15 protein-coding genes are annotated in these 14,920 nt (G+C 61.1%); 6 read left to right on the top strand and 9 right to left on the bottom strand.

Annotation, left to right across the window (positions count from 1 at the left end; genetic code table 11):
- Positions 1–2: 2 nt before the first annotated feature.
- From flgE to flgB, 4 genes are read right to left on the bottom strand one after another with little or no spacing between them, the layout of a single operon-like run.
- Entirely contained in the window at positions 3–1,328 is a 1,326-nt protein-coding gene (gene flgE / locus LOY45_RS07470) for a flagellar hook protein FlgE (protein WP_134063622.1), read from the bottom strand.
- Positions 1,329–1,358: 30 nt separating this feature from the next.
- On the bottom strand, positions 1,359–2,102 hold the full coding sequence (flgD, locus tag LOY45_RS07465) for a flagellar hook assembly protein FlgD (protein ID WP_115088100.1): 744 nt from the start codon (positions 2,100–2,102) through the stop codon (positions 1,359–1,361).
- Between the two features lie 15 nt (positions 2,103–2,117).
- A complete protein-coding gene (gene flgC, locus LOY45_RS07460) occupies positions 2,118–2,561 on the bottom strand; it encodes a flagellar basal body rod protein FlgC (protein ID WP_010224960.1) in 444 nt (147 codons plus the stop codon).
- 3 nt (positions 2,562–2,564) lie between these two features.
- A complete protein-coding gene (gene flgB, locus LOY45_RS07455) occupies positions 2,565–2,972 on the bottom strand; it encodes a flagellar basal body rod protein FlgB (protein WP_115088101.1) in 408 nt (135 codons plus the stop codon).
- A gap of 251 nt (positions 2,973–3,223) precedes the next feature.
- Here flgB and LOY45_RS07450 point away from each other — a divergent pair, with 251 nt between their 5' ends.
- Complete coding sequence (locus LOY45_RS07450; protein ID WP_233673969.1) at positions 3,224–5,404, top strand: autotransporter family protein; 2,181 nt, start codon at positions 3,224–3,226, stop codon at positions 5,402–5,404.
- A gap of 70 nt (positions 5,405–5,474) precedes the next feature.
- On the opposite strand, the gene cheR is transcribed toward LOY45_RS07450, so the two are convergent.
- Positions 5,475–6,302 carry a protein-glutamate O-methyltransferase CheR gene (gene cheR, locus LOY45_RS07445; RefSeq protein ID WP_115088103.1) on the bottom strand — a complete coding sequence of 276 codons (828 nt, stop codon included), beginning with the start codon at positions 6,300–6,302 and terminating at the stop codon, positions 5,475–5,477.
- Positions 6,303–6,354: 52 nt separating this feature from the next.
- Positions 6,355–7,284, bottom strand: a complete 930-nt coding sequence (locus LOY45_RS07440) for a chemotaxis protein CheV (protein WP_010224956.1) — start codon at positions 7,282–7,284, stop codon at positions 6,355–6,357.
- A gap of 69 nt (positions 7,285–7,353) precedes the next feature.
- Here LOY45_RS07440 and flgA point away from each other — a divergent pair, with 69 nt between their 5' ends.
- From flgA to LOY45_RS07420, 4 genes are all read left to right on the top strand, one after another.
- Entirely contained in the window at positions 7,354–8,106 is a 753-nt protein-coding gene (flgA, locus tag LOY45_RS07435; RefSeq protein WP_115088105.1) for a flagellar basal body P-ring formation chaperone FlgA, read from the top strand.
- A gap of 168 nt (positions 8,107–8,274) precedes the next feature.
- Positions 8,275–8,592 (top strand): flagellar biosynthesis anti-sigma factor FlgM, encoded by a 318-nt coding sequence (flgM, locus tag LOY45_RS07430; protein ID WP_115088106.1) that lies wholly within the window; start codon positions 8,275–8,277, stop codon positions 8,590–8,592.
- Between the two features lie 45 nt (positions 8,593–8,637).
- Positions 8,638–9,105 carry a flagella synthesis protein FlgN gene (locus tag LOY45_RS07425; protein ID WP_134063626.1) on the top strand — a complete coding sequence of 156 codons (468 nt, stop codon included), beginning with the start codon at positions 8,638–8,640 and terminating at the stop codon, positions 9,103–9,105.
- An 81-nt stretch (positions 9,106–9,186) separates the two neighbouring features.
- Positions 9,187–9,930, top strand: a complete 744-nt coding sequence (locus tag LOY45_RS07420; protein WP_258578910.1) for a flagellar brake protein — start codon at positions 9,187–9,189, stop codon at positions 9,928–9,930.
- A 101-nt stretch (positions 9,931–10,031) separates the two neighbouring features.
- On the opposite strand, the gene LOY45_RS07415 is transcribed toward LOY45_RS07420, so the two are convergent.
- From LOY45_RS07415 to bkdR, 3 genes are all read right to left on the bottom strand, one after another.
- The gene (locus tag LOY45_RS07415; protein WP_115088504.1) at positions 10,032–11,369 is read right to left on the bottom strand and encodes an MFS transporter; all 1,338 of its coding nucleotides are present in this window, start codon (positions 11,367–11,369) and stop codon (positions 10,032–10,034) included.
- Positions 11,370–11,540: 171 nt separating this feature from the next.
- Positions 11,541–12,782 (bottom strand): glutamine synthetase family protein, encoded by a 1,242-nt coding sequence (locus tag LOY45_RS07410; RefSeq protein ID WP_258579294.1) that lies wholly within the window; start codon positions 12,780–12,782, stop codon positions 11,541–11,543.
- 217 nt (positions 12,783–12,999) lie between these two features.
- Positions 13,000–13,485 carry a Bkd operon transcriptional regulator BkdR gene (gene bkdR / locus LOY45_RS07405; protein WP_045189126.1) on the bottom strand — a complete coding sequence of 162 codons (486 nt, stop codon included), beginning with the start codon at positions 13,483–13,485 and terminating at the stop codon, positions 13,000–13,002.
- 201 nt (positions 13,486–13,686) lie between these two features.
- Between bkdR and LOY45_RS07400 the strand changes: the two genes are divergently transcribed.
- On the top strand, positions 13,687–14,919 hold the full coding sequence (locus LOY45_RS07400; protein WP_115088110.1) for a 3-methyl-2-oxobutanoate dehydrogenase (2-methylpropanoyl-transferring) subunit alpha: 1,233 nt from the start codon (positions 13,687–13,689) through the stop codon (positions 14,917–14,919).
- The last annotated feature ends 1 nt before the right edge of the window (position 14,920 follow it).

Here is a 14,920-nt window from a genome sequence, read left to right as displayed (position 1 = left end):
CATCAGGTCATCTGAATGATGGTCTGCATGATGGTGCTCTGGGTCGAGATGGTCTTGGCGTTGGCCTGGTAGTTGCTCTGCGCCTTGATCAGCTCGACCAGCTCGTTGGTCAGGTTGACGTTGGAGTCTTCCAGCGAGTTGGAAGCGATAGCGCCCAGGGTGCCGGTCTTCGGCGCATCGATACCCGGAATACCCGACGCGTAGGTTTCGGTCCAGCGGGTGCCACCCATAGGTTGCAGGCCCTGCTCGTTGGCGAAGCTGGCGATGGCGACCTGGCCGATGGCGCGCGACTGCTGGTTGCTGAAGCTTGCGAACATCACGCCGCTGGAGTCGATGCTCAGGCTCGACAGAATCCCGGTAGCGTAACCGTCCTGGCTTTGCGACAGGCGCGTGGTCGGGGTGTTGTACGAGGTGGTGTCGGTCATGTCGATGGCGATGCCGCCAGCGTTGGCGGCCGAACCGTTGGTACCCCAGACCGGAGGCTTGGCGTTCGGATTGGTCACTTCGGCAGGGATCCAGCCGGTCAACTTGAAGACCTTGTTGACCACCTCGTAACCCGAGCCCGCGGCACCGGCAGTCATGGTCTTGACGCTACCGTCGGAGTTGAACTCGATGGTGCCTTCCAGCGCCTTTGGCGGCTCTTCGGCCGGGTTCAGCGGGTTGCGGCCATCGATCAGGGTGTACGACTTCCAGGTGTTGGTCCCGGTCTTGACGTAGTACTGATCCATGACGTGCTCATTACCCTGGCTGTCGTAGATCTTGGTGGCGAAGGTCTTGTTCCAGCTGTTTTCGTCAGTCGGGCTGAAAGTGGTGGCCGCCGGGATGATCTTGTCCGACGAGTTCAGGTTCAACCCCTGGTCGATCGAAGTGGTGCTCTTGGGCGCCAGCGCCGAGGTATCGATCTTCAGGTCGGTCAGCACGCCGTTGATGATCTTGCCGTTTTCATCGACACCGTAGCCGCGCAGGCGCAGGCCGTCAGCGGTGACGACGTAGTTGTCCTTGTTGGTCTGGAAGGCACCGGCGCGGGTGTAGCTGAGCGAGCCGTTGTCGCTCAGCACGAAGAAGCCCTGACCCTGGATGCCCATGTCCAGCACGTTGCCGGTGTTGTTGATTTCACCGTTCTTGAACTGCTGCGATACCGCTGCCAGGCGCACACCGTTACCGATGTTGCTGGTGCCAACGCCCAGCTTGTTGGCCGAGTAGACGTCGGCGAATTCCGCGCGCGACGATTTGAAACCGGTGGTGGCGACGTTGGCGATGTTGTTGCCGGTCACGTCCAGTTGCTTGTTGGCTGCATAGAGACCGCTAAGGCCGATATTGAATGACATCTTTCACTCCTTGTGCCGCGTTAGCCGGCTCTATATACCGATGGTTTGGACTTTGGACAGGGCGATGCTGCCCAGGCCGGCAAGATTGAGCATCATCTCGCCGCCAGTCTGACTGATGGTGACGCTGCTGACGGTGGCCGGCAGCATGGTGTACATGTCCAGCTGCTTGCCATCGACGGTGGTCTTGGCGGCAAAGGTGTAGGTACCCGGATCGACCTTCTCGCCCTTGTCGTTGGTACCGTCCCAGACGAAAGAGGCATTGCCGGCCTTCTGCGCCCCCATGTCGATGGTCTTGACCAACTTGCCATCCTTGTCGGTAATGGTGACGGTGGCATTGCTGACCGCCTGCGGAACCACCACCGAACCGTTGAGGCTCTTGGTGGTATCGACCACGGCCTTGTCGGTCTGGGCAACCACCGAGCGACCGACCAGCGACGAGGCCTGCAGTGCCTGCGAAGACTTGTAGTTGCCGGAAATCGCGGTCACCGACTCGTTCAGCGAGGTGATGCCTTCCAGGCTGCTGAACTGCGCCAACTGGGCCACGAACTCGCTGTTGTCCTGCGGATCGAGCGGGTTCTGGTGCTGCATCTGGGTCACCAGCAACTGCAGGAACGCGTCCTTGCCCAGTGCCTGCTTGTTGGCGCCGGTCTTGCTGTTGGTGGCCGAGGCGATACCGGCGGCACTGTTGGCACTGGTTTCGCTGTTCTTCTTGCCCGACGCCTTGATGACGTCGTTCAGGCTTACGCCGGCTGTTGGATCGTTAACGCTTGCCATTGGCTTCGTCCCTTATCACTGACCCAGGGTCAGGACCTTCTGCATCATGGTTTTGGCCGTGTTCATCAGCTCGGCATTGGTCTGGAACGAGCGGCTGGCGGAGATCATGTCAGCCATCTCTTCCACCACGTTGACGTTCGGGTAGTAGACGTAGCCGTCCTTGTTCGCTGCCGGATGGTTCGGCTCGTAGCGCGCCTCGAGATTGCTCTGGTCCTCGACCACGCCGAGCACCTGCACACCTTGGCCGGCAGCATCCTGGTCCTGGAACAGCGACTGGCTGACACCGGCCTGGGCCTGCTGGAAGGTGGTGGCAAATACCGGGTGACGGGCACGGTAGGTCTGGTCGATGCTCGACGAGACGGTCTCGGCGTTGGCGATGTTCGAAGCGACGGTGTTCAGACGCGTGGTCTGGGCGCTCATGCCGCTACCGGCAATGTTGAAGACACTGGCGAGGGACATGACTTACTCTCCGCGCAGGGCCGATATCAGCCCTTTGAATTTACTGTTGAGCAGCGTGAAGCTGGCCTGGAAGCCCACGGCGTTTTCCGCGTAGCTCGACTGTTCGAGCTGGGCATCGACGGTGTTCTGATCGATCGACGGCTGCATCGGCGTGCGGTACTGCAAGGACTCGTCGCCCATGCTCAGGCCTTCGGCCTCGATGTGCCGGGCGTTGGTACGATCCAGCGCGAAATGACCCTTGCTGGTCTGCTCGGCCTGGGCCGCCAGAACCGAAGCGAAGTCCATGTCGCGCGCCTTGTAGTTGGGCGTATCGGCGTTGGCGATGTTGTTGGCCAGCACCTCGGCACGCTGGGCGCGAAAGCCCAATGCCTTTTCGTGGATGCCGAGCGCTTTGTCGAAGCTGATGCTCATGTCGGGGAAACCTTCGAAGGTTTTTCGTTGACTGAGCTAGAGCAAGAGCCATGCCAAAAAACAAAACCCCGTAAATACGGGGCTTTGAGGAGTTTGCCGGTGGCGGCAATGCCAGAAAAGCGGCAAAGGATTTCCGCCGGGTGTCAGCAAAGCGGCAATCGCTGGCACTGCGACACTAGCGAACCTTACCCAAGCACGAACCACTTGTTTAATATCGGCAGCACTGCAAACGCCTCTCAAGGAAGAAACGCGTGCCACGCTCACTGCTCAACCGATCCGTCCTGGCGCTGGCTGTCACCAGCGCCCTGCCCGCCCAGGCACAGACCCTAGCACTGGCGGAACAAGGCTTTACCGCGACCCGCCTGACCAGCACTGAAAACCTCGAGCTGACCGGTGCAGTCCATACGACAGGGCCCGGCATGACAGGCGTGAACCTGAGCGGCGGCAACCTCCAGGGCAACCTGATAAACCAGAGCAGCATCCAGGTTATCGGCCCTGACACAGTAGCCATGCGCCTGGCAGGCGATGGCAACGCGCCCCTGCAACTCGACAGATTCATCAACCAGGGCACCCTGGACGCCAGCGGCGAGGGTGCAACCGGCCTACTGATCGATGGCGTAGCGTTTCATCAAGACAATCAGATCATCAACAATGGCACCATCCGCGCCACCCAGACCGCCATTGCAATAGTCGATGCAAGCGTCAACGTAGCAACGGACGACCCGGTCTGGGGCCCCGACCGGGACCGGCAACCCTTGACCCTCATCAACACCGGCAGCCTGTTTGCGACCGGCAATGCCATCGATGCGAGCGCAACGGATCGACAGGTCAATGTCACGCTGAATGATCAAAGCAGCGTGCGCGGCAACCTCAAAGGCCTGAGCAACATCCAGGTACTGGGTGATGTGCGCGTTGATGGCAGCCTCATCGAGGTCAACAAACCAGGACTCTTCGGAGCAAAGGGTTGGCTATCTGTCGGCTCGGGCTTTCTCGAGCGCACCGGCAACCTGCAACTGCAATCAGCCCATACCACCCTTGACGGCAACCTGGGCATCAACCAGGGCTCATCACTCAGTTTGACCCTGAGCAGCACTACCCGGCCGGATACCCCGATACTGGACGTCAGTGAAACCGCCGCCTTCGGCGCCAACAGCCAGATCAGCCTCACGGCCACCGGCAGCGACTTCAGCGCCCAGGGCAGCCGCTATATTCTGCTGCGCGCCGACCAGTTGAGCATTGCCAACAACACCCTGGACGTTGTCAGCAGTTCCGCCCTGCTGAGCGTCGACAGTTACAGTTTCGACGAGCACAGCATCCAGGCAACGGTCACCGGCAAAGGCCAGGACGCGATCGACCAGATGTTGCTGCGCCAAGGCGCCACCAGCAACACACGCGCAGCACTCAACGCTTTTACCAGCGACCGAGTGCTGGCAACTCTCGAGGCCAGCAACCCGTTACTACAAGCATTCGCCAACAGCGACGAGCGCGAACTGGCCCAACTGGCCAGCCAACTGACCCCAGAGATCAATGGCGGCGCCACCCAGGCAGCAATGACCAGCCAGCGCCTGAACAGCGAGGCAGCCAACCGGCGCAGCGCTCAACTGCGCGAGCAGGACTCACAGCCATCCGGGCTATGGATACAAGGCCTGTACAACGATGCCGCACAAAGCCGCCGTGACAGCATCCAGGGTTACAACGCCTACAGCCGAGGCATTGCCATTGGTGCCGACACCAGGATCAACGAGCAACTGACAGCCGGCCTGACCTACAGCTACATCACCACCACCTTGAACGGCAGCAATCGCAACGCCAGCGAAGTCGACAGCCAAGCTTTCACCCTGTACGGCGGCTTCACCCAGGACAACTACTTTGTCGACGCCAGCCTGACCTATGGCCTGAACAGCAACCAGAGCAAGCGAGACATCGCCGGCAGCCGCGCCAAAGCCGATTACGACAGCGACCTGCTGGGCTTGAACCTGACAGCTGGCTACACCTACCGCATTACTCCGCACGTGCTGGTCGAGCCGCGCCTGGCGGCCCGTTACAGCCTGGTCACGCTCGACAGCTATCGCGAGAAAGGGTCCGCCGCGGCACTGAAGGTCGACGACCAACGATACGAAGCCATCGAACTGGGTGCCGGCCTGCGCGCCGCCAGCCGCCACGCAGTCGGCAGCGGAACACTCGAACCCCACGCCCGCCTGATGGCCTACCATGATTTCGCCGCCGACCAGGCACGCACCACATCCAGCTTCGCACTGGGCAGCAGCACCTTTGCCAGTCATGGCGCAGCTGTCGCCCGGGACAGCTACGAAGCTGGCATCGGCGTTGACTACCACCTTGGCGCAGCCAGCCTGGGACTCGATTACGACTACTACGGCAAGTCCGGCTTCGACGCCAATTTGCTATCAGCCACCCTGCGCTATCAATTCTGACCTGCAGACACAAACAAGGCCGGCACCCACTGATGGCGATGCCGGCCTTGCTGCATGCATGAACCGTCGCTTACTTGGCCTGGTAAATGATCCCCGGGCTGCACTGGACCATCTGGTAATGATCCGGCAAACCGTTGAGCGCTTCGGACGCGCCCAGGAACAGGTATCCGCCCGGCTTGAGCGTGCCGTGAATGCGCAGCAGGATGTCCTTCTTGACCTGGGCCGAGAAGTAGATCAGCACGTTGCGGCAGAACACGATGTCGAACTTGCCCAGGCTCGCATAGCTGTCGAGCAGGTTGAACGAGCGGAACTCGACACGGCTGCGAATCGGCGCCTTGACCGCCCAGCGCCCCGGCGCCTTGACGTCGAAGTAACGTTGCAGGCGCTCCTGGGACAGGCCGCGGGCAATCGCCAGGCTGTCGTATTCGCCGGTCTTGCAGTTGTTCAGCATCGAGCCGGACAGGTCGGTGGCAACGATCTGCGCACCCATCTTCAACTGGCCAATGTTGCTGCGCTCGAACTCGTCGATAGCCATGGAGATCGAGTACGGCTCCTGCCCCGACGAGCAGGCCGCCGACCAGATGCGCAGGCGCTGTCCGGGGTTGGCCTTGATCTGCTCGGGCAACACCTTGTTCTTCAGCACCTCGAATGGATAGGTGTCGCGAAACCAGAGGGTCTCGTTGGTGGTCATGGCATCGACCACCTGCTCGCGCAAACCACTGCGCGGCTGGCTCTGGATACGCTGCACCAGTTCGCCCAGGGACTTGATGCCCTGCTGCTCCATCAGCTTGTTGAGACGGCTGGAGACCAGGTATTGCTTATTTTCGCCCAGCAGGATGCCACAGGCTTTTTCCAGGAAGACCCGGAACTGTTCGAAATCCAAATTACCCGTAGACAATGATGCCGCCTCTTAAATCGTATGTACCGCCAGGAGCGAACGCTCCTGGCCGTTAGTGCGTGGCCTTGATCCGATCAACAACGCGCTGGGCGAGGTCGTCCGGGCGGAACTTGGCCAGGAAGTCATCGGCACCGACCTTCTTGACCATCGCCTGGTTGAACACCCCGGAAAGCGAAGTATGCAGGATGATGTGCAACTTTTGCATGCGCGGGTCGCTGCGGATCTCGGCCGTCAGGGTGTAGCCGTCCATCTCCGGCATCTCGATGTCGGAGATCATCATCAGGAACTCTTCTTCCGGCCGTTTGCCCTCGTCGACCAGCTTGCGCAGGTAGTCGAGCGCCTGACGGCCGTCGTTGAGCGCCACCACCTCGACGCCGACGGTCTGCAGGCAACGGCTGACCTGCTTGCGCGCCACCGACGAATCATCGACTGTCAGCACCCGCAGCATCACCGCCTTGTCCTGTACCTCGGCATCCACCACACCGGCGGAAATCGCCTCGGAGGTCGGTGCCACTTCGGCGAGGATTTTCTCCACGTCGATGATCTCGACCATCTTGTTGTCGACCCGGGTCACCGCCGTCAGGTAGTGATCGCGCCCGGTGCCCTTGGGTGGCGGATGGATCTCCTCCCAGTTCATGTTGACGATGCGCTCCACCGAATGCACCAAAAACCCCTGGGTCTTGGTGTTGTACTCGGTGATGATGACGAAACTCTTGCTGGTTTCTTCACTCAGACCGGGCATTCCGGTCGCCATCGCCAGATCGAGGATCGGGATGGTTGCCCCACGAATATTCGCGACACCGCGCACGACGGGGCTGGATTTGGGCATTACGGTCAGGTTCGGGCATTGCAGCACTTCCCGCACCTTGAACACGTTGATGCCATAGAGCTGCTCGCCATTGAGACGGAACAACAGCAGCTCCAGGCGGTTCTGCCCTACCAGTTGCGTGCGCTGGTTCACCGAATCCATTACACCAGCCATGCCAGACTCCTTCACCAAACGCTTCGAGCTTCGTACCCAGTCGGCACGCGCTTTGCTTTTTTTAATCGTATGAACATGAAAACGACATTTTTCCGACGCCTGACCCGCCACCTGCCCGGCTTCCTTGCTGCGCTGTGCCTGCTGGCCCCTGGCGCTCGAACTCTGGCTGACGCTTTCACCTTGCCTGAACAGCTTATCGGTGTCACCCAGGGGTTTCTTGAATTCACCGTAGAAGATTACCTGGCCACCAGCCAGACCGAAGGCCGCTACGAGATCCAGGTCAACAACCTCGATCCGCGCCTGCGCATGCCGCTGTGCGACCAGCAGTTGGGCGCCGCGCTGGAGAGCCCGGCGCAGCCGATGGGCCGCGTCACCGTGCGGGTTCGTTGCGACGGCAGTTCACCGTGGACGGTGTTCGTGCCCGCCCAGGTACGTCTGTTTCGCAATGTGGTGACCGTGGTTCGCCCGCTCAAGCGCGACAGCATCGTCGGCGAACAGGACGTAGCCCTGCGTGAACGCGACGTGGGCATGCTCAACCAGGGTTTTCTCGGCAGCCTCGACCAGGCGGTAGGGCTCAAGGTTATCCGACCAACGGTCATGGATCAGGTCCTTACCCCCCAGCATCTGGAACAGGCCGAGGTGGTGCGCAAGGGTGACCAGGTGGTGATAACCGCCCGCAGCGGCAGCCTGGCCGTGCGCATGCCCGGCGAAGCGTTGAGCAAGGGCGGCCTGAGCGAACAGATCCGGGTACGCAACCTCAACTCCAAGCGGGTGGTCAAGGCCAGGGTCACCGGGCCGGGCCAGGTGGAAGTGGCCATGTAGGTACTTGAATCAACAACAATGCTGGCGATCAGGAACTGCTTTTCCTAAACTGTGTCCCATTGGATGCCCCGAACCGGCCGCGCACGCCATTGAGCATTTGCGCCTAAAGTTTCTTTCGGGTCGGCCGAAAACAAGGCAAGCGTCCAAATACCCAGAGGTTTTCTGATCATGGTCATCGACTTCAGTCGTTTGAATAACTCCCCGTCCGTTGCGGGCGGCGTGCGTACCGGCAGCAGCCAGGAAAGCACCGCCAGCACTGCTTCGGCCAAGGCTGGCAGCGTCGTTGAGAACAGCGCCAGCGGGGAAACCGTACACCTCAGCCACGAGGCCCAGCAGTTGCAAAAGGTCAGCGACAAGCTGCGCGACCAGCCGATTGTCAACAGCGCCCGGGTGGCCGAGTTGAAACAGGCTATCGCCGACGGCAGCTACCAGGTCGACAGCAACCGCGTCGCCAGCAAACTGCTTAATTTCGAAGCCCAGCGCTAGCCCCCGGCGCGCTGACTTCAGGACGCTTGAACCAAAGAGCCAGCCATGCACGACACTACTCTGCTGCAACTGATCGAAAACGATATTGCTCCAGCGCAAGAACTGCTCGAATTACTGCAGACCGAGAATGTAGCCCTGCACGGCCGCGACATGCCGCTGCTGGAAAACATTCTGGCGCGCAAGCAGTCGCTGGTGATCCTCCTCGATCAGCATGGCCGCCAGCGTAGTGAGCTCCTTGCAGGCCTGGGCCTGTCCCAGGACCGCGAGGGCGTCGCCCAACTGGCCAGCGAGTCATCCTTCGGCGAGTTGCTGTTGCAGCAACTGGATGTACTGGGCCAACTGCTGGCTGACTGCCAGGCAGTCAACGAGCGCAATGGCCGCTCGATCCAGCTCCAGCAAAGCACCACCGCCAACCAGATCAGAATCCTCATGGGCGGCGAAGCGCCGTCGCTCTACGACAGCCGTGGGGCCACCTCTCCCCTCGCCAAGCCACGGGCGCTGAGCCAGGCTTGATTCCCCTGTATCAAGGCACGGAACATACTGGCAAAATGCCGTAACTTGCGTGTGACGATTTTGCCTGGAGAATGATTAACCGTGTTCAATGAAGCAGAAGCTCCGCAGCCTCCGAAGGTGCTCACCACCCCTTTGGAAATTGCCGCCAACTTGCGGTCGCTGCTAGAGAGCCATGACCCGCTGATCATCACCTTCCACGAACGCAGCCAGCGCTTTCAAAGCTATGTCGTTGAAGTCGACCGCGAAGGCAACCGCCTGGCCCTTGATGAAATGATCCCTCGCGACGGCGAACGCTACCTGCAAAATGGCGAACCGTTTCGCGTTGAAGGCTTTCATGATGGCGTGCGCATTGCCTGGGAGTGCAACACCTCGCTGAGCATCGTCGAAGCCGACGGCCATCGCTGCTACCGCGGCACCCTGCCGACCGAGGTCGCCTACCATCAGCGCCGCAATGCGTTTCGCGCGGCGCTGAAGCTTACCCAACTGGTGGATGTGGCACTCGACGGCGACAAGCTCAAGGGCAATGGCACCTTGCGCGGCAAGCTGCTGGATATTTCCGCCACTGGCTGCAAGTTGCGCTTTGAAGGCAATGTCGAAGAGCGCCTGCAACTGGGCCAGGTCTACGAAAAGTTCGCCACCGGCGCACCACTGGGGTTGTCCCAGGTCGAGGTCGAGCTGCGCCATCTGCATTTCGAAGAGCGTATCAATGCCACTTTTGCCGGCGTACGCTTTCACAACCTCAACGGGCAGATGCAGCGCAAGGTAGAAACCTTTGTGTATCAGCTGCAGCGTGAAGCGCGGCGGTTCGATAAAGACGATTACTGAGTCGCAACCCATCGCTGGCAACGCCAGCTCCCACAGGTGCGCTGCATACGTGGGAGCCGGCCTTGCCGGCGACGGGCCGCAACGCGGCCCCGACCACTCCATCACACCTGCGTCGGTTTGACCTCTTCAGCCACAACTTCAGCTTCAGCCCCCTCCTCCGCCTCGGTATCCTCGGCTGCCACCGGCGTCTGCATCTGATCCTGCACCACCTGCTCGTCAACCCGTGGGTCCAGCGCTGCCGACAAGGGTGAACCTGCCGCCGGCATTGCCACGTGATGCAGCGGCGCATCGTCGACCTGGTGCAAACCGGTAACCGCTTTCGGCCGGATCCGCCAGACCAGCACCAGAGCAAAAAATACGAAGAAGGCATAGAGCATCTGGTTGCCCAGCAGCTTCATCATCACCCCGGCCACCAATGGCCCGATGCTCGCCCCCACGCCATAGGTCACCAGCAGCATTGCCGTCAGCGAAACCCGTCGCTCGCCCTCGACGTGGTCGTTGGAAAACGCCACCGCCAGCGGGTACAAACAGAACTGCAGCAGCGACACCGCAAAGCCCGCGACAAACAGCACCTCCAACGGCACGGCCGGCATGATCGCCAGCGGCAAGGCGACAATCGCCAGGCCCACCGCAACGCTGCGAATCAGCACCGCGCGGTCGTAGCGGTCCGACAACCAACCCAGCGGCCACTGCACCAGCAGCCCGGCGAAAATGCAGCACCCCATGAACAGACCCACCTGCTCGGTACTCAGCCCCTGCTTGGCCGCATACAAAGGCGCCAGGCCATAGAAGGAACCGACAATGAGCCCGGCACCGAGCACCGTACTCAGCGACTGCGGCACACGCTTGATAAAGAAGCGCGGCTCCATCGGCGCAGGTCTGAGCGGCGCCGGGTGAATCCGGCGAGTGAGCGCCACCGGCACCAGGCACAGGGCAAAGCACATGGCCACCAGCATCAGCAATTCAAGACCCAGTTGCGGATGCACCACCAGGATCAACTGACCGAGCACCAGGCCCAGGTACGAAGCGATCATGTAGCCGCTGAACACCGCGCCCCGCTGCTTGGCATCGGCCTGCTCGTTGAGCCAGCTTTCAATGACCATGTATTGGCACATCATGCCGAGACCAACGATGATCCGCAGCACCACCCAGGCCGGCAGCCAGCTGACCAGGCCATGGCCGAGCACCGCCGCGCCGACGATCCCGGCGCAGGTGGCATAGGCACGGATATGCCCGACCCGGGCAATCAGCCGGTGGCCGATCTTGCCGCCCAGGGCCAGGCCGAAATAGTTGGCGGCCATCAGCGCACCGACCCAGAGGCTGTCGACGTGGTCGGCCGCCAGGCGCAAGGCCAGGTAGGTACTCAACAAGCCGGAGCCGATCAACATCATCAGCGCAGCGAAATACAGCGCGCGAAAAGACTTCCAGATCTGTCGCATCAGCGTCCCGAACGGCTCCTTGAGCTGGTGGAAAAACTGCTTGAAAGCATAAGTGAAAAAAACCGTGTTGCAGGCGGCTGGCATAAAAAAACAGGTGGCAGACGCTTATCGAAGAATGTCTGCCACCTGCTTTTGAATTGTCCGAGCACTGCGTCAAAAACGCCTCGCGGGTTACGCCTGAGCTGCCAGTACGCGACGCTCCCACGGGGTGATCTCATCGAAGAAACTGGTCAACTCCAGGGTCTTGGTGGCGATGTAACCTTCGATGAACTCCTTGCCGAACAGTTCCCGCGCCAGCTCGCTACGCTTCAGACGCTCCAATGCCGCATGCAAGGTACATGGCAGGCTCAAATGATCCGGCACCGCGAATTCGCCCTGGATTGCTGGCGCCGGTTCAAGCTGCTGTTCGATACCGTACAGGCCGGCCGCCAGGCTTGCGGCAATCGCCAGGTACGGGTTGGTATCAGCGCCTGGCAGACGGTTCTCGACCCGTCGCGCCACGGGTGAACTGGCCGGAATACGCAAGCCGGCCGCGCGGTTGTCTTCGGACCAGCAGGCATTGTTGGGCGAGGCGTAGGGGTGGCAGAGGCGCTGGTAGGAGTTCACGTTCGGCGCGAACAGGGCAGTGATATCCGCCATGCAGGCCTGCTGGCCGCCGATGAAGTGATAGAAGGTCGGCGTCGGCTTGCCCTCGGCATCGCTGAAGACATTACGCCCGCCATCCACCTCCACCACGCTCTGATGAATGTGCATGGAGCTACCCGGCGTGTGCGCCAACGGCTTGGCCATGCACACCACGGTCAGGCCATGCTTGAGCGCAACTTCCTTGAGCAGGTGCTTGAACAGCAGGGTCTGGTCGGCCAGCAGCAGCGGGTCGCCGTGCAGCAGGTTGATCTCGAACTGGCTGACGCCCATCTCGTGCATGAAAGTATCGCGCGGCAGACCCAGGGCGGCCATGCAGCGATAGACCTCAGCGAAGAACGGACGCAGGCCATTGTTGGAGCTGACGCTGAACGCCGAATGGCCCTCTTCACGACGACCGTCCTTGCCCAGCGGTGGCAGGAACGGCTGGTTGGGATCGCTGTTGGGGGCGAAGACAAAGAACTCAAGCTCGGTCGCCACCACCGGCGCCAGGCCACGGGCGGCGTAACGAGCGATTACCGCCTTGAGCAGGCCGCGACTGGACAGTCCAGAGCTTTCGCCGTTGAGCTCGACCGCATCGCAAATCGCCAGGGCCCGCGGCTCATCACTCCAGGGCAGGCGATAGATGTGCTGCGGGTCGGCCACCAGCGCCAGGTCGCCATCGTCGCTGCCATAGAAGCGCGCCGCCGGGTAACCGCCCATGATGCATTGCAGCAGAACGCCGCGGGCCATCTGCAGGCGGCGGCCTTCGAGAAAGCCTTCAGCGGTCATCACCTTGCCCCGCGGCACTCCATTGAGGTCCGGGGTAATGCACTCGATCTCATCAATGCCCGTCAATCGCTCGGCGAGTGAGTTTTGGCCATTGGTCGTCATGACTCTATCCTTGTTGTTTTCGCATGCCGGGAACGGCGACGGTTACAACATAGGCACCGGGCGTTCGAAATTTCAAGCGCCAAACGGACGATGTGAACGTAATTTTCTACACAGCCTAGCCTGGCAGGGTCAGGCCATTGGCCGGCAGCGGCAGCGCGGTTTTATAGCGCACCTGTTTCAGGGCAAAACTCGAACGGATATTGGCCACCCCCGGCAAGCGCGTCAGGTAGTCGAGAAAGCGCTCCAGGGCCTGGATGCTCGGCAGCAATACGCGCAACAGGTAATCAGGGTCGCCGGTCATCAGGTAACACTCCATGACCTCCGGGCGCTCGGCAATTTCCTCCTCGAAACGATGCAGAGATTGCTCGACCTGCTTCTCCAGGCTGACATGGATGAACACATTCACATCCAGGCCCAGCACCTCCGGCGCCAGCAAGGTCACCTGCTGGCGAATCACCCCGAGTTCTTCCATGGCCTTGACCCGGTTGAAGCAGGGTGTCGGCGAGAGGTTCACCGAGCGCGCCAGCTCGGCGTTGGTGATCCGGGCATTTTCCTGGAGGCTGTTGAGAATGCCGATATCCGTACGATCCAGTTTACGCATGAGAGAAAATCACCTGTTTTTTGTCTTTATAAGGAATGTTTATCCGCAAGCCGAAGCAAAGGCAACGAACTTGAGAAAAATATTCTTCAGGCGCCGGAATATCATGTAGGACAAGACTGACTCCATGGTCACAAGCCGGGTGTCAGTAGCGACCGCTTCAAAGCTCAACAAAAACACAAGACAGAGCGAGCGTAAAAAAGCATGAACGAGTACGCCCCCCTGCGTTTGCATGTGCCCGAGCCTACAGGCCGGCCAGGCTGCCAGACCGATTTTTCCTACCTGCGTCTGAACGATGCCGGTCAGGTCCGTAAACCTCCCGTCGATGTAGAAGCCGCCGATACCGCGGACATCTCCTATAGCCTGATCCGGGTGCTGGATGACAAGGGTAATGCCCTGGGCCCCTGGGCCGAGGACGTCAGCCCCGAGATCCTGCGCCAGGGCATGCGCACCATGCTCAAGACCCGGTTGTTTGACAGCCGCATGGTGGTTGCCCAGCGGCAGAAGAAGATGTCGTTCTACATGCAGAGCCTGGGTGAAGAAGCCATCGGCAGCGGCCAGGCCATGGCCCTGAACCGCAGCGACATGTGCTTCCCCACCTATCGCCAGCAAAGCATCCTCATGGCCCGCGACGTGTCGCTGGTGGAGATGATCTGCCAACTGCTGTCCAACGAGCGCGATCCGCTCAAGGGCCGCCAGCTGCCAATCATGTATTCGGTGCGCGAAGCCGGCTTCTTCACCATCAGCGGCAACCTGGCGACCCAGTTCGTCCAGGCGGTCGGCTGGGCCATGGCCTCGGCCATCAAGGGCGATACCAAGATCGCCTCGGCCTGGATCGGTGACGGTGCCACTGCCGAATCGGACTTCCACACCGCGTTGACCTTCGCCCACGTCTACCGTGCGCCGGTAATCCTCAACGTGGTCAACAACCAGTGGGCGATCTCCACCTTCCAGGCCATCGCCGGTGGTGAATCGACCACCTTCGCCGGTCGTGGCGTGGGTTGCGGCATCGCCTCCCTGCGCGTCGACGGCAACGACTTCATCGCCGTGTACGCGGCCTCCCGCTGGGCCGCCGAACGCGCCCGCCTGGGCCTCGGCCCGACCCTGATCGAATGGGTCACCTACCGTGCCGGCCCACACTCGACGTCGGACGATCCGTCCAAGTACCGTCCGGCCGACGACTGGAGTCACTTCCCCCTGGGCGACCCGATCGCCCGCCTCAAACAGCACCTGATCGCCATCGGTCACTGGTCCGAAGAAGAGCACCAGGCGGTCAGCGCCGAGCTCGAGGCCGAGATCATCAAGGCGCAGAAAGAAGCCGAGCAGTACGGCACCCTGGCTGGCGGCCAGATGCCGAGCCCGGCCTCGATGTTCGAGGATGTCTACAAGGAGATGCCGGAGCACCTGCGCCGGCAGCGCCAGGAACTGGGGATCTGAC

It is taken from the genome of Pseudomonas wadenswilerensis (assembly GCF_024749185.1).
Lineage (GTDB): Bacteria > Pseudomonadota > Gammaproteobacteria > Pseudomonadales > Pseudomonadaceae > Aquipseudomonas > Aquipseudomonas wadenswilerensis.
Note: the sequence above shows the minus strand (reverse complement) of the source record. Positions and strands in the feature narration are given on the sequence as shown.